Raw genomic sequence first — 21,627 nt, forward strand, 5'->3', positions numbered from 1 at the left:
CGCCCCTTCAGGGGCCCGTCAGGGCAGCAGCACGCTGCAGCCGGTGGTGGCACGGGCCTCCAGGTCACGGTGAGCCTGGGCCACCTGATCCAGCGGGTAGCGCTGGTCGATGCGCACGCTCACCGCGCCGGTCGTCACCATGGAGAAGAGGTCATCGGCCATCGCCTGGGTGCGCTCAAGGGTGGCGATGTGGGTGAACAGCGTCGGACGTGTGACATAAAGTGAACCCTTGGCCGCCAGCAGGCCGATGTCCACCGGCGACACCTTGCCCGAGGCGTTGCCGTAGCTGGCGAGCAAACCGAAGGGCTGCAGGCAGTCCAGCGAGCGCATGAAGGTGTCGGCCCCCACCGAGTCGTAGACGGCCTTGACGCCGCGGCCGGACGTGATGGCCTTGACGCGGGCAACAAAGTCCTCGGTGCGGTAATTGATGGCGTGACTGGCGCCATGCTCCAGCGCCAGTTGGCATTTGGCGTCACTGCCGGCGGTGGCGATGAGCTGCAGGCCCATGGCCCGGGCCCACTGGCAGGCGATCAGGCCCACGCCCCCGGCGGCGGCGTGGAACAGGATGGCGTCGCCCGCCTGCAGCCCGCCCTGAGGCTGGGTCTGGCGCAGCAGGTATTGCACCGTCAGACCCTTGAGCATCATGGCCGCGCCGGTCTCAAAGGGTATGGCCTCGGGCAGGCGCACCACGCAGCGCGCGGGCATGACACGCCGCTCGCAGTAGCTGCCCGGCGGCATGCTGGCGTAGGCCGCACGGTCGCCCACGGCCAGGTGGCCCACGCCCTCGCCCACAGCCTCCACCACGCCCGCGCCTTCCATGCCCAGGGCCAGCGGCAGGGCGTTGGGGTACAGGCCGGTGCGCTGGTATACGTCAATGAAGTTCAGGCCGACCGCATGGTGGCGGATGCGGATCTCGCCCGGCCCGGGCTCGCCCACAGGCAGCTCCACGAGCTTCAGGTTCTCGGGTCCGCCAAAGGCGTCGATGCGCACGGTGCGGCTGCTCAGGGTCATGTGGGAGTCTCCGGGGTTGTTGAGCGGGTGTTCAGGATCGCTGCGGTATCGTGCCAGCCTTTGGGTTGACGCGCACGTCAACCACCGCTTGCCCCCACACGATGTCCCATCCCCTCACCCTGCGCCTGGCCCTGCTGCTCACCCTGCCCCCGCTGCTGTGGGCCGGCAACGCGGTCGTGGGCAAACTGGCCGTGGGCGCCATGCCCCCGGTGGCCATGAACTTCGTGCGCTGGAGCCTGGCGCTGCTGCTGCTGTGGCCGCTGGGCCGCGCCGCCTTCCGTGATCCGGGCGCCCTGCGCCTGCGCTGGAAGTACCTCAGCCTGCTGGGCTTGCTGGGCATGGGCAGCTACAACGCGCTGCAGTACATGGCGCTGCACACCTCCTCGCCGCTCAACGCCACACTCATCACCGCCAGCTCTCCGGTGTGGATGCTGGGCATCGGCGCGCTGTGCTACGGCCAGCGCCCGCGCGGCCGCGAGCTGCTGGGGGCGGGCCTGTCCCTGCTGGGGGTGTGCCTGGTGATCTCACGCGGCGAGCCGGCCGCCCTGCTGCGCCTGCAGTTCGTGCCGGGTGACCTGCTCATGCTGCTGGCCATCCTGACCTGGGCCTTTTACAGCTGGCTGCTGGCCCGCCCACCGGCGCACATGCAGCCCGGCCAGCGACCTGACTGGGACTGGGCCGGCTTCTTGGCCGTGCAAACGGCTTTTGGCCTGGCCTGGTGCGGGCTGAGTGCCGGCGTGGAGCTGGCCGTGAGCGACGCCCGCTGGCAGTGGTCGCCACAGGTGGTGCTGATCCTGCTCTACGTCGCGGTGGGCCCGTCCCTGCTGGCCTACCGCGCCTGGGGACTGGGGGTGGCCACTGTCGGCCCCGCGGTGGCCAGCTTCTTCGTCAACCTCACGCCGGTGTTCGCGGCCATCCTCTCAGCCGCCCTGCTGGGCGAGGCCCCGCACTGGTATCACGCCGCCGCCTTCGGCCTGATCGTGGGCGGGATTGTGGTGTCGTCGAGGCGGTAAGCCGCGCAGCACACCACCACGGTGGCAACGATAATGCCGCCCCCATGAACCCCCTGCTCGGCACGCTCAACCCCTACCCGTTCGAACGCCTGCGCGAACTCACGCGCGGCATCACGCCCAATCCGGCGTTGCGGCCCATCAGCCTGGGCATTGGCGAGCCCAAGCACCCGGCGCCCAAGCTGGTGGAGGAGGCGCTGTGCGGCTCGCTCTCCGGGCTGGCGAGCTACCCGCCGACGATCGGTGAGCTGTCTTTGCGGCAGGCGGTGGCGGGCTGGGTCAAGCGCCGTTACGACCTGGACCTGGACCCGGCCACCGAGGTGCTGCCGGTCAATGGCTCGCGCGAGGCGCTGTTCTCCCTGGCGCAAACGGTGCTGGACCCGGCCGAGCGCGATGCGGTGGTGGTCTGCCCCAACCCGTTCTATCAGATCTATGAAGGTGCGGCCCTGCTGGGCGGCGCCCGTCCGGTGTTTGCCAACTCCGACCCGGCGCGCAACTTCGCCAACGACTGGCGCCAGATCGACGAGGCCACCTGGGCCAAGACCCGCCTGGTGTACGCCTGCTCGCCCGGCAACCCCACAGGCGCGGTGATGCCTCTGGACGAGTGGAAGCTGCTGTTCGAGCTGAGCGACCGCCACGGCTTTGTGATCGCCAGCGACGAGTGCTACTCGGAAATCTACTTCCGTGACGAAGCGCCGCTGGGTGGCCTGCAAGCTGCCAAGCTGCTGGGCCGGGACTTCACCAACCTGGTGATGTTGTCCAGCCTGTCCAAGCGCAGCAATGTGCCGGGCATGCGCTCGGGCTTTGTGGCGGGTGATGCCAAGATCCTCAAGGCCTTCCTCCTCTACCGCACGTACCACGGCAGTGCCATGAGCCAGACGATCCAGAAGGCCAGCATCGCCGCCTGGAACGACGAGGCGCATGTGGTGGCCAACCGGGCCGAGTACCGCGCCAAGTTCGCCGCCGTCACGCCGCTGCTGGCCGAGGTGCTGGACGTGCGCCTGCCCGACGCCGGCTTCTACCTCTGGGCGGGCGTGCCGGGGGGCGATGACGTCGACTTCAGCCTGAAACTGCTGGCTCAATACAATGTGGCGGTCCTGCCGGGCAGCCTGCTGGCCCGCCAGGCCCACGGCGCCAACCCCGGCGCCGGCCGGATCCGCATGGCGCTGGTGGCTGAACAGGCCGAGTGCCGCGAGGCGGCCGAACGCATCGTCGCCTTCACCCGCGCCTACGCCGCCGCCCTTTGACCCGGTGCGGCCTGCGCCGCATCCCCTCCCACCGCTTACACACCCCCGACCATGAGCCAACAACTGCAAGCCATCATCGACGCCGCCTGGGAACAGCGCGCCACCCTGAACACCGCCACCCAGGGCGAGGTGCGCGAGGCCGTGGACGCCGTGATCGCCGGCCTGAACAACGGCACCCTGCGCGTGGCCACCCGTGAAGGCGTGGGCCAGTGGACCGTGCACCAGTGGATCAAGAAGGCGGTGCTGCTGTCCTTCCGCCTGAACGACAACCGCCCGCTGGGCGCCGGTGACCTGACCTTCTTCGACAAGGTGGACACCAAGTTCTCGGGCATGGACGCCGCCGCGCTGGCCGCCATGGGCATCCGCGTGGTGCCGCCGGCCGTGGCCCGCCGCGGCAGCTACATCGCCAAGGGCGCCATCCTGATGCCCAGCTACGTGAACATCGGCGCCTACGTGGACGAAGGCACCATGGTCGACACCTGGGCCACCGTGGGCTCTTGCGCACAGATCGGCAAGGGCGTGCACCTGTCGGGCGGCGTGGGCATCGGCGGCGTGCTGGAGCCGCTTCAGGCCAACCCAACCATCATCGAGGACAACTGCTTCATCGGCGCCCGCTCCGAAGTCGTCGAGGGTGTGATCGTGGAAGAGAACTCGGTGCTGGGCATGGGCGTGTACATCGGCCAAAGCACCCCGATCTTCGACCGCGCCACCGGCGAGATCAGCTACGGCCGCGTGCCCTCGGGTTCGGTGGTGGTCAGCGGCAACCTGCCCAAGAAGACCGCCGCCGGCCAGGACTACAGCATGTACGCTGCGATCATCGTCAAGCGCGTGGACGCCCAGACCCGCAGCAAGACCAGCATCAACGAGCTGCTGCGCGACTGATCGCCGCCGCCCGCCCTCCAGACCGCACCGGGAGCCCCTGCCGATGAGCCTGAACATGCAACGCGCGCTGACGCTCATGGCCGAGCGTGGCGCCTCCGACCTGTTCCTCTCGGCCAACGCCCCGGTGCTCATCAAGGTCAACGGCCAGATGGTGCCGGTGACCGACCATGTGCTGCCGCCGATGATGCCCCGTGCCATGCTGGCCGAGGTGCTCACGCCGGTGCGCATGGAGGAGCTGGACCAGCAGGGCGAGCTGAACATGGGGATCTCCATCCCCAAGGTCGGCGTCTTCCGGATCTCGGCCTTCAAGCAGCGCAACACCATCGCGGCAGTGGTGCGCTGCATCCCCGTGCGTGTGCCCAGCCTGGACCACCTGCGCCTGCCGCCGGTGCTGCACCAGCTGGTACTGGAGAAGCGCGGCCTGATCCTGATGGTGGGCGCCACCGGCACCGGCAAGAGCACCACCCTGGCGGCCATGCTGGAGCACCGCAACCAGACGCTCTCGGGCCATATCCTCACCATCGAGGACCCGATCGAGTTCCTGTTCGGCAACAAGCGCAGCATCGTCAACCAGCGTGAGGTCGGCCGTGACACCGCCAGCCTGGGCATCGGCCTGAAGAACGCCATGCGCCAGGCGCCGGACGTGATCATGATCGGTGAGATCCGCGACCGCGAGACGATGACGGCCACCATCTCCTACGCGCTCTCCGGTCACCTGGTGATGGCCACGCTGCACGCCAACAACAGCTACCACGCCCTGGGCCGGGTGCTGTCCTTCTACCCGCCCGAGGCGCGGCCGCCGCTCCTGGCCGACCTGTCCTCGGCCCTCAAGGCGGTGGTGTCCCAGCGCCTGCTCAAGACACCCGACGGCGGCCGCACACCGGCGGTGGAGGTGCTGCTCAACACGCCGCTCGTGGCCGAGATGGTCGAGAAGGGCGACTTCAACAACGTCAAGGAGGCCATGGAGCGGTCCCTGGCCGAGGGTTCGCAGACCTTCGAGCAGGACCTGGCCCGCCTCATCAAGCAAGGCGTGGTGACCAAGGAGGAGGCACTGTCCCAGGCCGACTCGCCCACCAACCTGCTCTGGCGTCTGCAGAACGACACCACACAGCAGTCGCGCGTCACCCCGCCCAAGCCCGAGCCCGACACCGCCACCTTCACCGAGATCGCCCTGGACGTGGTGCCACCCACCCCGCCGGCAGCCAACCTGACGACAGCGCCCGCCGGCACGCCCACCTTCAAGCGCTCGCCCGCGGGCACCGGCTTCAACCTCAACCCCGCTGCACCGGCCAAGCCCGGCGGCAGCCGCTGAAGGGGTCCCTCCGCCAAGCGCTCCCGGTCCCCGGGGCCCGCCACGCCGGCGGTCCCGTCCCCGCGCGGCGTCGTGTCGCCCTGAGCCCGCCGCCCCCTCTTTCTCCTCCCTGCGCCCAGCGCGCCGGCCCCGCCGGCCCCGGGCGATCCTCCACCCCCCTGCGCCCGCCGCCTTCCGGTTGTTCCATGTCCGACACCCTGCGCCTGCTTGAGGCCCTGATCGCCCGCCCTTCCGTGACGCCAGACGACCAGGGCTGCCAGGCGCTGATCCAAGAGCGGCTGGAGCCCCTGGGCTTCCAGTGTGAAACCCTGTGGTTCGGACCGGAGACCCTGCGGGTGCGCAACCTGTGGGCGGTGCTGGACGGTGGGCAACCCGGCCCCACCGTGGTCTTTGCCGGCCACACCGACGTGGTGCCCACCGGCCCGCTGACCCAGTGGCGCAGCGACCCCTTCGTGCCCAGCTACCGCGACGGCCGCCTCTATGGCCGCGGCGCCGCCGACATGAAAACCTCCCTGGCCGCCATGGTGGTGGCCACCGAGGGCTTCGCCCGCCAGCGGCCGGCCTTCGCCGGGCGCATCGCCTTCCTGCTCACCGCCGACGAGGAAGGTCCCTCGGTCGATGGCACCGTCAAGGTCGTCCAGGCCCTGCAGGCCCGGGGGGAGCCGCTGGACTGCTGCATCGTCGGCGAGCCCACCTCGGTCGAGAAGCTGGGCGACATGATCAAGAACGGCCGGCGCGGCTCGCTCTCGGGACGGCTCACCATCACCGGCGTGCAGGGCCATGTGGCCTATCCGCACCTGGCCAAGAACCCGGTTCACCTGGCCGCACCGGCCCTGGCCGAGCTGGCGGCCACGGTCTGGGACCAGGGCAACGAATACTTCCCGCCCACCACCTGGCAGGTCTCCAACATCCACGCCGGCACCGGCGCCACCAACGTCATCCCGGGTGAGATGCTGGTGGACTTCAACTTCCGCTTCTCCACCGCCTCCACGCCCGAGGCGCTCAAAGCCCGCGTCGCCCGCGTGCTGGACCGCCACGAACTGCAATGGCGCATCGATTGGACGCTGGGTGGCGAACCCTTCCTCACCCCAGTGGGGCCCCTGGTCACGGCCCTGCAGGAGGCCATCCACGCCCAGACCGGCCTGCACACCGAGCTGTCCACCACCGGTGGCACCTCCGACGGCCGCTTCATCGCCAAGGCCTGCCGCGAAGTGGTGGAGTTCGGCCCCGTCAACGCCAGCATCCACAAGATCGACGAGCACGTGAACGTGGCCGATGTGGAGCCCCTGCAGGCCATCTACCGCGGCGTGCTGGACCGCCTGCTGCCGGCCACGGCGGCGTGAGCCTGCCTCACCCGCTGCAGACCGGCAGCCGTGGGCGTGCTCCTGAGCGCCGGGCCGTGCCGGTCCTGTCCTGACGCGTCTGTTTTCACGCCTTCCCCATGAGCACCACCCCCTTGATGACCGTCACCGCACTGGTTGAGCAGGCCGCCGAACGGCTGGACCAGGCCCAGGTGGCCTACGGCCACGGCACCACCAACGCCTTTGACGAGGCCGCCTGGCTGGTGCTGTGGGCCCTGCAGCACCCCCTGGACGCCCTGGACGATGTGGCCGAACAGCCCGTGGCCGAGGCCGACGCCGCCCGCGCCCTGGCCCTGGTGGACGAGCGCATCCGCAGCCGCCGCCCCGCCGCCTACCTGACCGGCGAAGCCTGGCTGCAAGGCGTGCCCTTCACCGTCGACGAGCGGGTCATCGTGCCGCGCTCGCTCATTGCCGAGGTGCTGGCCGAAGGCCTGATCGACGCCTGGATCGACGTGGACGCCCTGGGCCCCCGAGCCCGCGTGCTGGACCTGTGCACCGGCAACGGCAGCCTGGCCGTGCTGTGCGCCATGGCCTGGCCACAGGCCCAGGTAAGCGCCGCCGACCTCTCTGCCGACGCCCTGGCCGTGGCCGCGCTCAACCTGCAGCGCCACGGGCTGACCGAACGCATCCGGCTGTACCCCGGTGACGGCCTGGCCGCCGTCGCGGGCCAGACCTTTGACCTCATCGTCTGCAACCCGCCCTACGTCAACGCCGGCAGCATGGCCGCCCTGCCGCCCGAATACCGGGCCGAGCCCGAGATGGCCCTCTGCGGCAACCGGGCCGGCGGCCAGGACGGCATGGACTTCATCCGCCCGCTGCTGGCCCAAGCCCCCGCCCACCTGAGCGAAGGCGGCCTGCTGGTGCTGGAGATCGGCCACGAGCGCGAATTCTTCGAGGCCGCCTTTCCCACGCTGGAAGTGCTCTGGCTGCCCTGCACCGCCGGCGACGACCAGGTGCTCCTGACCAGCCGCGAGGCCTTGCTGGCGCAGGCATGAGCCCGCCCACGCTCCCGGCGCTGGAACGCTTCCTGGCCGACTTCCATGACCGGGCGCCCGGCGGCACGCCGCGCGCCTTCGCCGGTCTGCCCGTCGCCCCCGTGGCCGGTGGCACCGGCCATGCCGACACCTACGACGCACTGCTGGACGCCTTGTGCACGGCCTGGCCCCAGCTGCCGCCGGGCCCGGTGCTGGACCTGGCCTGCGGTGATGGCCACCTCCTGGCCCGCCTGCAGGAACGCCTTGACCCGGGCACGGCGGCAGGACGCCTGCTGCTGGGTGCAGACCTCAGCCGAGGCGAGCTGCAGGCCGCCCGTGCCGGCCTGGCCGGCGACGTGGGGCTCACCCAGGCCCGGGCCCAGCAGCTGCCTTGGGCAGATGGCAGCCTGGCGGCCGTCATCAGCCACATGGCGCTCATGCTGATGAGCCCACCCGAGGCGGTGGTGGCTGAACTGGCCCGTGTGCTGGCCCCGGGCGGACGCCTGCTGGCCCTACTGCCCCTGGCGCCGGCCCCGGGCGAGCCGCCGCCGCCGGTGTACCAAGCACTGGCAGCGGCCCTGCAAGCGGCACCACGCGCAACGCCGTGGGCAGAGGTGCGCTTCGAAGGTCGCCGCTGGCGGGACCCGCAGACGCTCACCCCCATGCTCGCGCCCGCCTTCGACGCGCTGCATTTCACCCCGCTGCGGGCCCACAGCCGCTGGACGCCTGAAGCCACCTGGGACTGGCTCACCGGCATGTACGACCTGCACCTGCATCCCCGTGCCGAAGCGCCCGGTGCCCGTGCACGCTGGCTGCTGGGCATTGCCCCTCACCTCGACGCCAACGGCCTGCTGCCGCTGGCCCACCACTTCCTCCTGGTCAGCGCCCGTGCGCGGCCCTTTGCTGAGCTGACATGATCCAGCTGAAGAACCTCACGCTGCGCCGCGGCGTCAAAGTGGTGCTTGAAGGCGCCACCGTCACCCTCAACCCCGGCGAGAGGGTCGGCCTGGTCGGCCGCAACGGCGCCGGCAAGTCCAGCTTGTTCGCCCTGCTGGCCGGCCGCCTGCATGCCGATGCCGGCGATTTCGACATCCCGGCCAAGTGGCGTCTGGGCGAGGTGGCCCAGCACATGCCCGAGGTGGACACCCCGGCCACCGCCTTCGTGCTGGAAGGCGACCTGCCCCTGATGGACGCCCAGGCGCAGCTGGCCGCCGCCGAGGCCGGGGACGACGGCGAAGCCATCGCCCTGGCCCACATGGCACTGGACGAGGCCGGCGTGTTCGACGCTCCGGCCCGTGCACAGACCCTGCTGCTGGGCTTGGGCTTCCGCACCGAACAGCTGGAGGCCCCGGTCAACAGCTTCTCGGGTGGCTGGCGCATGCGCCTGCAGCTGGCCCGGGCGCTGATGTGCCCCAGCGACCTGCTGCTGCTGGACGAACCGACCAACCACCTGGACCTGGACGCCCTGGTCTGGCTGGAAGGCTGGCTGCAGCGCTACGCCGGCACCCTGTTGGTCATCAGCCACGACCGGGAGTTCCTGGACGCCATCACCAACGTCACCCTGCACCTGGACGAGGCCAAGCTGACCCGCTACGGCGGCAACTACACCCGCTTCGAAGAGATGCGCGCCGAGCGCATGGAGCAGCAGGCCGCGGCGTTTGCCAAGCAGCAAGACCGCATCGCCCACCTGCAGAAGTTCATCGACCGCTTCAAGGCCCAGGCCACCAAGGCCAAGCAGGCGCAGAGCCGCGTCAAGGCCCTGGCGCGCATGGAGAAGCTGGCACCCGTGCTTACCGCCAGCGACTTCAGCTTCGAGTTCCGCGAGCCCGTCAGCCTGCCCAACCCCATGCTGGCGATGCGCGACGTGCAGTGCGGCTACGTCGGCGCCAACGAGGACGGCAGCGACAAGCCCATCGTCCACGGCATCAGCCGCACCGTGCTGGCGGGCCAGCGCATCGGCATCCTGGGGGCCAACGGTCAGGGCAAGTCCACCGTGGTCAAGACCATCGCCCGCGCCCACCCGGCGCTGGCCGGCACGCTGACCGAAGGCAAGGGCCTCGCCATCGGCTACTTCGCCCAGCAGGAGATGGACCTGCTGCACGCCGACGACACCCCGCTGCAGCACATGGTGCGCCTGGCCAAGGCCAGCGCCGCGCACCTGGGCGGCGAGGGCCGCGAGCAGGACCTGCGCAACTTCCTGGGCCAGTTCCGCTTCATGGACGACATGGTCCACCAGCCCATCGGCACCCTGTCGGGCGGCGAGAAGGCGCGCCTGGTGCTGGCCAGCCTGGTGTGGCAGCGCCCCAACCTGCTGCTGCTGGACGAGCCGACCAACCACCTGGACCTGCAGACCCGCGAGGCGCTGTCCATGGCGCTCAACGAGTTTGAAGGCTCGGTGATGCTGGTCAGCCACGACCGGGCCCTGCTGCGCGAGACCTGCGACGAGTTCTGGCTGGTGGCCGACGGCGCTCTCAAGCCCTTTGACGGCGACCTGGACGACTACCAGAAGTGGCTGCTGGAGCGCAGCCGCGAGGCGCAGCGCGCCCTCTCCGGCAAGGCGTCCGCCGCCAAATCCACCCCGGCCCCGGCCGCGGCGGCCGTGGTGTCGACCAGCGCTCCGGCCGCCGCGCCGGTGGCCGCCCCCAAGGCCGGTGGCCGTGAAGACCGCAAAGCTGCCGCCGCCGCCCGCCAGGCCTTGGCCGCCCGCACCCGCCCGCTGCGCCACGAGATCGCCCAGATCGACCAGCGCATGGAGAAGCTGGTCAAGGAGCGTGACCAGATCGAGGCCGACATCGTGGCCGGCAAGGTGGCTGGCCCCGACATGGCCGAGGCGGGCCGCCAGCTCAACCACATCGCGGCCGAGGTGGCGGCGATGGAGGAGCGCTGGCTGGAACTGCACGAGCAACTCGAAGCCATTGAGGCCGAGGGTTGAGGCCCCACCCCTCACCGGCCACCCCGCCCGGTGAGGGGGCCGCACGGCCCATCCCCACTTGGTCAATGACCACATAGATTGTGTGCAATTTAATTGCCCACAATAATTCAGGCCATGCATTCAACGCCCACCTCCACCGGCGACAGCACCGCCAGCTGGTTGGCGCTGGATCAGCAGTTGTGCTTTGCGCTGTACTCGGCCTCGCTGGCCATGACCAAGCTCTACAAGCCCCTGCTGGAACCGCTGGGCCTGACCTATCCCCAATACCTCGTGATGTTGGCGCTGTGGGAACAGGACGGCCTGGGCGTGAACCAGCTGGGCGAGCGGCTGTTCCTCGACAGCGGCACCCTGACCCCGCTGCTCAAGCGCCTGGAGACCCAGGGCTTGCTGCAGCGCCAACGCGACGCGACCGACGAGCGTCGCCTGCGCGTCACCCTCACCCTGCCCGGCCAAGCCCTGAAGGCCCAGGCCGAGGCCGTGCCTCGTGCTGTGGCTTGCGCTACTGCCTGCGAGTTGCATGAAATCGCCGCCCTCACGCAATCCCTGCAGGGATTGCGTCAGCGGCTCCTACGGGCCCAAGACGTTTCAAAGTCAGAAGCCTGATTTCCAACCCCGTCCGCCCCCCCCCACCAAGGAGACTCTCATGGCCATCGACAAAGCCCTCTACACCGCCCGCGCCACGGCCACCGGCGGCCGTGCCGGCACCGCCCAGTCCGACGACGGTGCACTGAACGTGGCCCTGTCCACCCCCGCCCAGCTGGGTGGCGCCGGCGGCCCGGGCACCAACCCCGAGCAACTGTTCGCCGCCGGCTACTCGGCCTGCTTCATCGGCGCCATGAAGGCCGTCTCGGCCCGCCAGAAGATCGCCCTGCCGGCCGAGGTGAGCATCACCTCCGACGTGGCCATCGGCCCCTTGACCGGCAAGGCGGGCGCCTTCGGCATCTCGGTGGCCATGCAGATCAGCGTGCCGGGTATGGACCGCGCCGCGCTGGAAGCGCTGGTCGCGGCCGCGCACGAAGTGTGCCCCTACTCCAACGCCACCCGTGGCAATGTGGACGTGACCCTGACGGTGGTCTGATCCCCCGGTGCCGGCGGCGGCCCGCCGGCCCTCAGCCCCCCCGCGCCAGCGCCCGCAGCAACAGCTCGACCCGGGCCTTGGCCGGGGTGAGCGGGCCCGCCGAAGGCAGGGCCGAAGCCGGCTCGCCCACCACGCTGCCGCCCTGGCAGCGGCTGGCGCGCAGCACGCCCAGGCCACGGCCAAGCAGCCGCCGCCCCAGGTCTTCCAGCACTTGGTGCACAGTGCCGTTGCCAGTGCCCTCAATCACCACCCCCCGAACGTCGGCTGCCGTCAGCGCCGCCTCCAGGGCAGCCGCCCAGGCCGCGGAGCAGCCGGCGTGGCTGGGCAGCACCACCACCTCAGGCCAGGTGGAGGTGTCGACCGGCAGGCAGTCTAGGCCCAGCGCGGCCCCGGCCGGAGGCCAGCCCGCCAAGGGCAGCACCTGCCCTTCTTCGACCCGAGCCCACCAGGGCTGATCACCCGAGCCGAACGCATCCATCCGGTAAGGCTGCAGCTTGCGCACCCCCAGGGCACCATGCACCACGCCGGCCATCACCGCCATCACCCCACGCGCACCCGGCCAGGCCGCCAGCGTCACCGCATCCAACAGATTCTGCGGGCCGTCGGCCAGCAAGGCCGTGGCCGGTCGCATTGCTGCGGTGAGCACCACCGGCTTGCCGGGGGCCAGCACCCGGTGCAGGAACCAGGCCGTCTCCTCCAGGGTGTCGGTGCCGTGGGTGACCACCACCCCCGCCACCTCCGGCCGCGCCAGGTGGTAGGCCACCCGCCGCGCCAGGGCCCCCCAGGTGGCATGGTCCATGTCCTTGCTGTCGAGCTGCGCAACCTGCTCGGCCTGCAGGTCACGCCCAGCCAAACCGGGCACAGCCGCCACCAGGTCCTGCACGCCCACCTGGCCCGCCGTATAGCCCACGTTGTCACCCGCCACCGCCGACCGGCCGGCCATGGTGCCGCCCGTGCCCAGGATCACCACCTGGCCGGAATTCTTTTGCATTTGCATGGGGTCTGGATAAAAATACAGTAACTGGATAAACCTTCAGCCCGCATGACCGAAAGCCCCAAACTCACCGCCCGCCAGCAGCAGATCCTGGATCTGGTGCAAAGCACCATTGAGCGGACTGGCGCACCGCCCACCCGGGCCGAGATCGCCGCGGAACTGGGCTTCAGGTCGCCCAATGCCGCCGAGGAGCATCTTCAAGCCCTGGCCCGCAAGGGGGTCATCGAACTGGTCGGCGGCACCTCGCGGGGCATCCGGTTGCAGGGGGCCACTTTAAAGGCCCTCAACGAGACCCGGGGCCGGCAGTTCCCCCTGTCCCTGCCGGGCACCCAGGCGCTGGCCCTGCCCCTGGTGGGCCGGGTGGCCGCGGGGCACCCCATCCTGGCGCAGGAGAACATCGACGCCACCTACCAGGTGGAGGCCACGCTGTTTCCGCGCCGGCCCGACTACCTGCTGCGGGTCAAAGGCATGAGCATGCGCGATGCCGGCATCGTCGACGGCGACCTGCTGGCCGTGCAGCGCACGGCCGAGGCACGCAACGGCCAGATCGTGGTCGCACGCCTGGACGACGAGGTCACCGTCAAACGCCTGCAGCGCACCCGCCACGGGGTGGAACTGCTGCCTGAGAACCCGGATTTCCAGCCCATCGTGGTGCCCACTTCGCACCCCGAGTTCCACATTGAGGGCGTGGCGGTGGGCCTGCTGCGCCAGAACATGCTGATCTGAGCCGGACGGCGCCCGGGCCTGCCAGCGCCCCAACCGCAGCGCAACGCGAGCGGGGTGGCCCTCAGCCCGGCTGCAGTCGGTCGCGCCGGCGCAATGCCGGAAACAGCCGGCACCAGGCCGCCACCACCGCCAGCGTGCCCACCCCGCCCAGCACGACGGAGCCCACGGGACCCAGCCAGGCGGCGGTGAGGCCGGACTCGAACTCTCCGAGCTGATTGCTGGCGCCGATGAACACCGAGTTGACCGCCGCCACCCGGCCGCGCATCTCGTCCGGTGTCTCCAGCTGCACCAGCGATTGGCGGATCACCACGCTGACCATGTCGGCGCCGCCCGCCACCATCAGCGACACAAAGGCGGCCACCAAGCTGGTGGAGGCCGCAAAACCCAGGGTGGCCAGGCCATAGACCGCCACCCCAGCCAACAGCACCACACCGGCGCGGCGCTGCAAAGGGCGACGCGCCAGCCACAAACCCACGCCCACCGCGCCCAGGGCGGGCGCGGCGCGCAACAGGCCCAGTCCCTCGGGCCCGGTATGCAGGATGTCGCGGGCGAAGATGGGCAGCAGCGCGGTGGCGCCGCCCAGCAGCACGGCAAACAGGTCCAGCGAGACGGCGCCCAGCAACACGGGGCGCTGGGCAATGAAACGCAGGCCCGCGGTCAGCCCCGTCCACCCTTCGGCAGGCCGGACCGCCGGGCGGGCGCGGTGGCGGATGCGGCTGACGCCCCAGAGGGCGGCGCACAAAGCCGCGGCAGCCAGGCCATGCACCAAGCCGCCACCCCAGGCCAGGCCGGCGGCCGGGTCCGTGTGGCCGGCCAACCCCGCCAGCGTCGGGCCCAGGGCATAGAGCCCCCCGCCCACCGCCGGGCCCAGCACCGTGGCGGCCTGCATGGTGGAGCTGCTGGCTGCCACGGCACGCGGCAGGACCGCGGCCGGCACCAAGGAGGGCAGCAGCGCCTGCAACGCCGGCATTTGCAGCGCACGGGCACAGCCCAGCAGCACCGACACGGACCAGATCGCTCCGGCCCCCAGCCAGCCACCGGTGCTGGCCACCGCCAGCCACAGGGCGGCCAGGGCCTGCAACCCCAGGCTGATACCCAGGGCCAGACGCCGGTCATGGCGGTCCACCCACTGTCCAGCCGGCAGGGTGAGCAGCAGGGCGGGCAGGAACTGGGCCAGGCCCACCAGGCCCAGGTCCCAGGCGCTGCGGGTGAGCTCATACATTTGCCAGCCCAGGGCGACCATCAGCATCTGGTTGGCTGTGGTGCCTGCCACGCGGGCCAGCAGCAATTGGCGGAAATCGTTCAGGTCGCGCAGGCGCAAGGACGGCGCGTCATCGGGCATCGGATCACTCATCCGGCCCGAGCTTACGCGAGGCCGGCGCTCAGACCGCCGTCTTGAAGGCCATCACGGCCTGGTTGCGCAGGGTCTTGAGCAGGTGCAGGTGGTTCTCGGCCAGCAGCAGGGGCTGGTCATGCTCGGCATAGAAGAGGGCAAAGGGCCGGGACTTGAGCATCAGGGGCAGCAGCAACAGGCCACGGGGTGCATCGGCCTGAGGCCACCAAGGCGGCAGGCGCCCACCGCCTGCGACCAGGCTGTGCAGATCCTCCACCACCGTGTCCACGCCCTGCAGGCAGGCGTGGCTGAACAGGTCTGCGGGCTGGCCCAGGTCCACGTGGATACGCTGCTGCAGGCCGTCGCCACCGGCGCCCACATTGCTGCGCCCCAGCAGCTGGCCGCTGCGGGGGTCGCGAAGGCAGAACACGACCCGATCCAATCCCAGCCCCTGGTGCATGGTGTGCAGGATGAGCCCCAGCACCTCGTTGAGCTTGAAGCGGTCGGCAGACAGGGCAGTGGTCACCTCGACGATGCCGTGGTGCAGGCGCGCCAGGTCGTGCCCGCCAGCCAGTGCCGTGGACGTCATGGACGTCATGGGCGTTGCGGGCGCGGCGGACACCGGTCGCGGCAGACGCAGGGTCGGGGCGTCGGCCTCGGCGGCCGCCACCAGCCCCGCGCCGGCCACTGCAGTCCGCGGGCCGGTGACGTCGCCCCCCCGGGAACCGGTCGCGATGCGCCCTGCCCCGCCGGTGGCGGTGGTTCCCGCCGGCTTGGCAGGCCGAACCGGGGCCGTGGCGGCACCGCCCTCGGTGGGCAGCTTGAGCACCCGGCTCAACTCCGCATGGTGGGTGCGGGAGACCTGCAGGGCATCCCGCAGGTCTTCGGCCCCCAGGCCCAGCACGGCCAGGTAGGGGCTGCCCATCTGGAGCAGGCGCTCGGTATCGGACTGGCGCCCCTGCAACACCACCTGGCGCGCCAACTCCGACGCGGCACGGATGCGCCAGCGCATGGTCTCCGCCGGCGCCTCCAGGCGGCGGGTCGGCGGGTCGCCTTGGGGGCGGGAGAATGCATGGCGCAGGCCCTCGGGCAGCCCCCAGGAGCTGGTGACGGCCTGTCCGAGCTCATCCAGGCTGATGCCCAGCACGTCGCGCTCGATGTCCGGGGCGGGTTCGCCCAATGCCCCCGCACCACGCATCTCCAGGGCCAGCGCCTCCTGGGGCAGGTAGTAGCTCACCAGCATGCCACCCAGATGCGACAGCATGCCGGCCAGGAAGGCTTCCTCGCGCTCACGTGCTCCGGGCGTGAGCTGGTCGGTGAGCACCGCTGTCAGCAACGCCTGGGCAAAGAGCTGGCGCATGCGTTGCGCCTGGTCCTGGTCGCCCATGTGCTCCAGCAGCAGCAGGGACAACGCCATGTTGCGGATGCCCGCAAAGCCGATGAGGGCCGCAGCCCGGGTCACGGTGCTGACCTCACCCCGTGCGCCGAAGCGGAAGTGCGCAGTGTTGGCCATGCGCAGCAGCTTCTGGGTCAGGGCCACGTCCTTGAGCACTTCAGCGGCCAGGCTCTGCAAGCTTTCCTTGTCCGACGTTGTGATGTGCTGGATGCGCACAATGGCGTCGGAAAGGGCAGGAAAGTCGCCCGCGTGGCGGATGCGCCGCAACAGGAAGTCCACCGTGCCATGGGCATGGGGGGCGGCTGGCGCCGGCTGACGCCAGGTCCGCAGCGCCTGGCAGAGGCTTGCGGCATCGGGCCAGCGGTCCTCAGGGCGGCGTGCCACCGCGCGCAGCACCAGGCCGCGCAGCCGGTCGTCCACCGCCGGCGCGCCCTCCGGCCAGCCGATGTCCTCCCCCTGAACCCGCTGGAGGTAGCGCTGCGGGTCGCTCTCCTGAAGCAGCGCGCGTCCGGTGAGCAACCGCCCCAGCAGCATGCCGGCGGCGAACACGTCCATGGCGGCACTGGGCGCCTGGCCGGCGGCAGCCTCCGGGGAGAGGTAGCCGGCCGTGCCCATGACCTCACCGGTGCGGTGGTCACGACCCAGCCGCGCGGCAATGCCGAAGTCCATGACCCGACAGCGTCCGTCCTGACCCAGCAGGACATTGGAAGGCTTGAGGTCGCGATGGACCACCCCGGCGGCATGGGCCGCTTCCAAGGCTTCCAGCAGGGCGATGAGCAGGTCCACCGCCTCGGCCGCCGGCCAGCACGGCTGGCTGCGCAGCCGCTCGGCCAAGGTCTGGCCCCGCACCAGCTCCATCACCATCACCGTGCGCTGCTGTTCCGGCGCAGCGGGATCAGGGGTCTGGAAGGCTTCATGCACGGTGACGATGCCCGGGTGGCTGACGGCGCCCATGACCCGCGCCTCGTCCAGCCACAGCGCCGCCGTCTGTTCGTCCTCGTCTTGGAGGATCTTGAGCGCGACCTCGCGCTCCAGGGTCGGGTCCCAGGCCGACCACACCACCGCCTGGGCCCCGCGGCCCAGGACCTGCCGCAGTTCAAAACGCCCCACCCGATGGCCCGAACGGGGGACCGCGGCAGCCGGTGCAGCTCGCAGACTCAGCATGGAAGACTCCTCATCCGACTTGGCGGATTCATGGTGTGGCCCCCCAGCGCCCGGAGGCGGTGCGGGCCAGCCTCAGGCTGGAAGGCCCCTGAGGAAGTGGGGGACTGGCACCGGCATCGCCCGCCGAACCGCCCGCCGCTCCCCCCGGGGCGGGCGGAGCCGTCTGCTGCGCCGACCCCGCTTCGCTCGCCATGCCTCTGGGCTCGCCGCCTGCAGGCCGACCCGCCGACGCCGAACGTTCGGCCTCCACGGCCGACTTCACGGCATCCTGCATGTCGGTGCCGGTCACCCCCAGGGCGCGGGCATAGCGCTGCACCACCGCCCGCACCGCCGGCTGCACGCGCCGCGGCGGCAGCGACAGGGCGTCGATCAACTCATTGGCGCAGCAACCCGCCACACGCAGGCTGTCCAGGTCAGACTCTGGCGTGCGCACCACAGCGCGCGGCCCGAAACGGGTCATCATGTGCAGCAGGCTCTCCGGCAAGCCCCAGTGCTGGGCCACCGCCAGCCCAAGCGCCTCGACGTCCACCCCCAGCACCGCATACGCGGCGGCCTCAGCCCCCATGCCAGGCTCGCCCGCGGCCCCGGCACCTTCATCAGGCTGGGTCAGGCGCCGGATCTGCGCCGCCTCCTCGGGGAAGTGGTACTGCACCACCAGGCGACCCAGGTTCTGCATCATCGCCACCAGGGTGACCACCTCCGGGTCATAGCCCGCGGGCGCCAAGGCCACGGCCACCCGGGCCGCGCGCTGCACCCGCCGGATGAGCAGCATCATCTCGCGCGCCGCCTCTGCCGACAGCGGCCCCGGCCAGGGCCGCAGCGACAACGCGGCTTGACGCACCCCGTCCAAACCCACCATGGCAATGGCCCGGCGCAGCATCAGCACAGGGTCGTGCTCCCCCGCCCGGGCCTGGCGCGCCGCCAGGCCATTGACCTGCCGCAGCAACTCAAAACTCAGGGCCATGTCGCCCAGCACCAGGCTGGCGAGTTCGCCGGTTCGGCAGCGCTCCATCAAGGCCAGGCGCGCCACCTGGTCGGCCCCGCCCGGCATGGCCGGCAGCACGCCCACGCTGCGCAGTCGGTCGAGCACCAGCGCCAGGGGCCCGCCCTCCTGTCCGGCCACGGTCTTGAGCCAGCCCTCCAATGCCCGCTGCAGGGTGCGGGCGTTGCGGTAGCGCTGGCGCTCCTGGCGGTCGGTGGCGCGGTTGACGATGGCCCGCAAGGGGTCAGGCACAGCCCTGGGCACTGTCCAGGGCAGGCGCACGATGTCATTGCCCGCCGGCGGCATCCGGGCAATCACCCGCCCGGTGTCGGGTTCCTCCAGGGCAGGCTGCGCCGCCAGGGCCTGGTGCATCACCAACCCCAGCCCCAGCACGTCCGTGAGGGCTGCCCGGCGCACCGCTTGCAGCTCCTCCATCGCCCCCTGGCGGTGCCCGGGCCGCCAGCGGCCCGCGACCTCCAGGCCCAGAAGCGCTCCATGGCCTCCGTCGCGGCACAGCAACATCCATGGCTGCACATCATGGTGCGCCACTCCCGCCTCATGGGCAAAGGCCAGCGCCTGCGCGGCGTGTGCCGCCCAGCGGGCCAAGTCCTGGGGATCCAGACCCTGCCGGCTGAACACCTCAGACCAGGTGACCCAAGGTCCGCGGTCGTACAGCACATAGGGACGCTGCTGGAAAGCGGCCGCCTCCACCACCGGCAACAGGGCAGGATGGGAAAGGCGCGCCGCCCGCCGCACCGTCTGCAGCCACAGCGCCAGCTCATCCTCCGGCAAGGGCTCGCGCGGCAACGCCAGCAGACCCTCCTGCCCGGAGCGGTCGTCGATGACCAGCCAGACCATGGTGCGCTCGCTCTTGCCCAGCAGCCGCAGCAACTGAAAGCGGCTGAAGCGTCGGACCGCGCGCCCAGGCATGACCGCCACGGAGGCGGCCGTGGCCGAAGACGGGGGGCGGGACGGCTGATCAGGCATGGTGGGGCGAGGCTGTGGCGTGATTGCACCTGCCGGCGCCCCTGAGGACTCCGGCAATCAGGGGCGGGATGACCTGCCATCTCCCGCTCCACCCAGGCGACCGGGGCGCGGTCCGGTCTGGCACTCCCGCCTCTGCAGCACGCCGGCGATGTCTGAGCCTTTATGTCAGAATTCCGAACAAGTCTTTCCCCGCAATTCGCGGTCCGGCAGACCCTCTCCGCCACTTCCTTCCTGGAGCGAGCGGTCCCCCGTCGCCCGATGCCCTGTGTCGACGCAACAGGAACCCCCATGAGCAGCGAACTGATCAAGCATGTTTCCGACGCCTCCTTCGAGGCCGATGTCCTGAACGCCGACAAGCCCGTGCTGGTCGATTACTGGGCCGAGTGGTGCGGTCCTTGCAAACAGATCGCCCCGATCCTCGATGACGCGGCCCAGGAGTTCGATGGCCGACTGCAGATCGCCAAAATGAACGTGGATGAGAACCGCGCCGTGCCGGCCAAGTTCGGCATCCGCGGCATCCCCACGCTGATGCTGTTCAAGGGTGGTCAATTGGCCGCCACCAAGGTGGGCGCCCTGTCCAAGGCGCAACTGGCCCAGTTCATCGAAGCTCACCTATAATCGCGGCTTGACGCCGTCAGGCAGCGGCGCCCGCCGCCGCCGACCCTGCAGATCGTTTTCTGCAGGCGTCCCGCCCGGCCCCGCCGGAGCCCTCGCCTTCAGAGCGTGCTCCGGTTTCCTGAACAGGCCGCGGCGCAGATCCCCAAGAGTCAATTCCAGGCTGCAGCAGCCGGTCCCTCCGACCGGTCCCAGGGCGGCTCGAGCGCGTGGTCCTGCGGTCCTCGTGCGCTGCGGCGCGCGATGTCCGTCGGTCTGCGGTGCTCCGGCAGGGGCAGCCCACACCGTGTGCCATCCGAGGATCCATCCCGATGCATCTGTCCGAACTGAAGGCGCTTCACGTCTCCGAGCTCATCAAGATGGGCGAAGCGCTGGACATCGAGAACGTTTCGCGCCTGCGCAAGCAGGAGCTGATGTTCGCGATCATGAAAAAGCGTGCCAAGGCCGGCGAACAGGTCTTTGGCGACGGCGTTCTGGAGGTCCTGCCTGACGGCTTCGGCTTCCTGCGGGCCATCGACACGAGCTACATGGCGTCCACGGACGACATCTACCTCTCGCCCAGCCAGATCCGCCGCTTCAACCTGCACACCGGCGACCTCATCGAGGGCGAGGTGCGGGTGCCCAAGGACGGCGAGCGCTATTTCGCCCTGGTCAAGGTCGACCGGGTCAATGGCCTGACGCCCGAGGAGAACAAGCACAAGATCATGTTCGAGAACCTGACGCCCTTGTTCCCCAAGGAGGCGTTCAAGCTCGAGCGTGACAACTTCAAGGGTGAGGAGAACATCACCGGCCGCATCGTCGACCTGATTGCGCCCATCGGCAAAGGCCAGCGCGCCCTGCTGGTGGCGCAGCCCAAGACGGGCAAGACGATGATGATGAAGCACATCGCCCACTCGCTGGTGGCCAACCATCCCGAGATCCACCTCATCGTGCTGCTCGTCGACGAGCGCCCCGAGGAAGTGACCGAGATGCTGCGCACCGTGCGCGGTGAGGTGATCAGCTCGACCTTTGACGAACCTGCCGCGCGACATGTGCAGGTGGCTGAAATGGTGATCGAGCGCGCCAAGCGCCTAGTCGAGCTGGGCAAGGACGTGGTGATCCTGCTGGACTCCATCACCCGCTTGGCACGCGCCTACAACAACGTGCTGCCCAGCTCCGGCAAGGTGCTGACCGGCGGCGTGGACGCCAACGCCCTGCAGCGGCCCAAGCGCTTCTTCGGCGCCGCGCGCAACATCGAGGAAGGCGGCTCGCTGACCATCATCGGCACCGCGCTGATCGACACCGGCTCCAAGATGGACGAGGTCATCTACGAGGAGTTCAAGGGCACCGGCAATTGCGAAATCCATCTGGATCGCCGCATGGCCGAAAAGCGCGTCTACCCCTCGATCTTGATCAACAAGTCGGGCACCCGCCGTGAAGAGCTGCTGCTCAAGCCGGAGATCCTCCAGAAGACGTGGATCCTGCGCAAGCTGCTCTACAACATGGACGAGATCGAGTCCATGGAGTTCATCCTCAACAAGATGAAGGCCTCCAAGAACAACATCGACTTCTTCGACATGATGCGTCGGGGCGGCTGATGGGAGGCCGAGGCGCCTGAGGGCGCCCCGTGCGGCCCGTCCCTGT

At 70.2% G+C, this 21,627-nt stretch carries 18 protein-coding genes; 13 read left to right on the top strand and 5 right to left on the bottom strand.

Annotation, left to right across the window (positions count from 1 at the left end; genetic code table 11):
* Window positions 1-18: 18 nt before the first annotated feature.
* Complete coding sequence (locus G3A44_RS00050) at window positions 19-1,011, bottom strand: quinone oxidoreductase family protein (protein WP_163455446.1); 993 nt, start codon at window positions 1,009-1,011, stop codon at window positions 19-21.
* Window positions 1,012-1,112: 101 nt separating this feature from the next.
* Between G3A44_RS00050 and G3A44_RS00055 the strand changes: the two genes are divergently transcribed.
* The 10 genes from G3A44_RS00055 to G3A44_RS00100 all read left to right on the top strand — a co-directional run bounded on the left by G3A44_RS00055 (window position 1,113) and on the right by G3A44_RS00100 (window position 11,807).
* Window positions 1,113-2,024: a DMT family transporter gene (locus tag G3A44_RS00055; protein WP_163455447.1), complete on the top strand. Its 912-nt coding sequence runs from the start codon at window positions 1,113-1,115 to the stop codon at window positions 2,022-2,024.
* Between the two features lie 44 nt (window positions 2,025-2,068).
* Window positions 2,069-3,268 carry a succinyldiaminopimelate transaminase gene (dapC, locus tag G3A44_RS00060; RefSeq protein WP_163455448.1) on the top strand — a complete coding sequence of 400 codons (1,200 nt, stop codon included), beginning with the start codon at window positions 2,069-2,071 and terminating at the stop codon, window positions 3,266-3,268.
* Between the two features lie 51 nt (window positions 3,269-3,319).
* On the top strand, window positions 3,320-4,150 hold the full coding sequence (gene dapD / locus G3A44_RS00065) for a 2,3,4,5-tetrahydropyridine-2,6-dicarboxylate N-succinyltransferase (protein WP_163455449.1): 831 nt from the start codon (window positions 3,320-3,322) through the stop codon (window positions 4,148-4,150).
* A gap of 43 nt (window positions 4,151-4,193) precedes the next feature.
* A complete protein-coding gene (locus G3A44_RS00070) occupies window positions 4,194-5,462 on the top strand; it encodes a PilT/PilU family type 4a pilus ATPase (protein ID WP_163455450.1) in 1,269 nt (422 codons plus the stop codon).
* A gap of 185 nt (window positions 5,463-5,647) precedes the next feature.
* Window positions 5,648-6,805 carry a succinyl-diaminopimelate desuccinylase gene (gene dapE, locus G3A44_RS00075; protein ID WP_163455451.1) on the top strand — a complete coding sequence of 386 codons (1,158 nt, stop codon included), beginning with the start codon at window positions 5,648-5,650 and terminating at the stop codon, window positions 6,803-6,805.
* A 116-nt stretch (window positions 6,806-6,921) separates the two neighbouring features.
* Complete coding sequence (prmB, locus tag G3A44_RS00080) at window positions 6,922-7,818, top strand: 50S ribosomal protein L3 N(5)-glutamine methyltransferase (protein WP_163455799.1); 897 nt, start codon at window positions 6,922-6,924, stop codon at window positions 7,816-7,818.
* Window positions 7,815-8,714, top strand: coding sequence for a class I SAM-dependent methyltransferase (locus G3A44_RS00085; RefSeq protein ID WP_163455452.1), 900 nt, complete (start codon window positions 7,815-7,817; stop codon window positions 8,712-8,714). Before prmB ends, G3A44_RS00085 begins: the two co-directional genes overlap by 4 nt.
* Complete coding sequence (locus tag G3A44_RS00090) at window positions 8,711-10,729, top strand: ABC-F family ATP-binding cassette domain-containing protein (protein WP_163455453.1); 2,019 nt, start codon at window positions 8,711-8,713, stop codon at window positions 10,727-10,729. Before G3A44_RS00085 ends, G3A44_RS00090 begins: the two co-directional genes overlap by 4 nt.
* A 114-nt stretch (window positions 10,730-10,843) precedes the next feature.
* Entirely contained in the window at window positions 10,844-11,332 is a 489-nt protein-coding gene (locus G3A44_RS00095; protein WP_163455454.1) for a MarR family winged helix-turn-helix transcriptional regulator, read from the top strand.
* 40 nt (window positions 11,333-11,372) lie between these two features.
* Window positions 11,373-11,807, top strand: coding sequence for an organic hydroperoxide resistance protein (locus tag G3A44_RS00100; RefSeq protein ID WP_163455455.1), 435 nt, complete (start codon window positions 11,373-11,375; stop codon window positions 11,805-11,807).
* A 31-nt stretch (window positions 11,808-11,838) separates the two neighbouring features.
* Here the strand turns inward: G3A44_RS00100 and G3A44_RS00105 are convergent, their stop codons facing one another.
* Entirely contained in the window at window positions 11,839-12,798 is a 960-nt protein-coding gene (locus tag G3A44_RS00105; RefSeq protein ID WP_163455456.1) for an asparaginase, read from the bottom strand.
* A gap of 51 nt (window positions 12,799-12,849) precedes the next feature.
* Here G3A44_RS00105 and lexA point away from each other — a divergent pair, with 51 nt between their 5' ends.
* Complete coding sequence (lexA, locus tag G3A44_RS00110) at window positions 12,850-13,527, top strand: transcriptional repressor LexA (protein WP_163455457.1); 678 nt, start codon at window positions 12,850-12,852, stop codon at window positions 13,525-13,527.
* Between the two features lie 61 nt (window positions 13,528-13,588).
* On the opposite strand, the gene G3A44_RS00115 is transcribed toward lexA, so the two are convergent.
* From G3A44_RS00115 to G3A44_RS00125, 3 genes are read right to left on the bottom strand one after another with little or no spacing between them, the layout of a single operon-like run.
* On the bottom strand, window positions 13,589-14,881 hold the full coding sequence (locus tag G3A44_RS00115; RefSeq protein WP_163455458.1) for an MFS transporter: 1,293 nt from the start codon (window positions 14,879-14,881) through the stop codon (window positions 13,589-13,591).
* Window positions 14,882-14,909: 28 nt separating this feature from the next.
* Window positions 14,910-17,420: a serine/threonine protein kinase gene (locus G3A44_RS00120; protein WP_163455459.1), complete on the bottom strand. Its 2,511-nt coding sequence runs from the start codon at window positions 17,418-17,420 to the stop codon at window positions 14,910-14,912.
* 28 nt (window positions 17,421-17,448) lie between these two features.
* Window positions 17,449-19,332 carry an HDOD domain-containing protein gene (locus tag G3A44_RS00125; RefSeq protein ID WP_163455460.1) on the bottom strand — a complete coding sequence of 628 codons (1,884 nt, stop codon included), beginning with the start codon at window positions 19,330-19,332 and terminating at the stop codon, window positions 17,449-17,451.
* 345 nt (window positions 19,333-19,677) lie between these two features.
* Here G3A44_RS00125 and trxA point away from each other — a divergent pair, with 345 nt between their 5' ends.
* Complete coding sequence (gene trxA, locus G3A44_RS00130; RefSeq protein ID WP_163455461.1) at window positions 19,678-20,007, top strand: thioredoxin TrxA; 330 nt, start codon at window positions 19,678-19,680, stop codon at window positions 20,005-20,007.
* A gap of 308 nt (window positions 20,008-20,315) precedes the next feature.
* Window positions 20,316-21,581, top strand: coding sequence for a transcription termination factor Rho (rho, locus tag G3A44_RS00135; protein WP_163455462.1), 1,266 nt, complete (start codon window positions 20,316-20,318; stop codon window positions 21,579-21,581).
* Window positions 21,582-21,627 lie beyond the last annotated feature (46 nt).

This window comes from Ideonella livida, from assembly GCF_010499455.1.
Classification (GTDB): domain Bacteria; phylum Pseudomonadota; class Gammaproteobacteria; order Burkholderiales; family Burkholderiaceae_C; genus Ideonella; species Ideonella livida.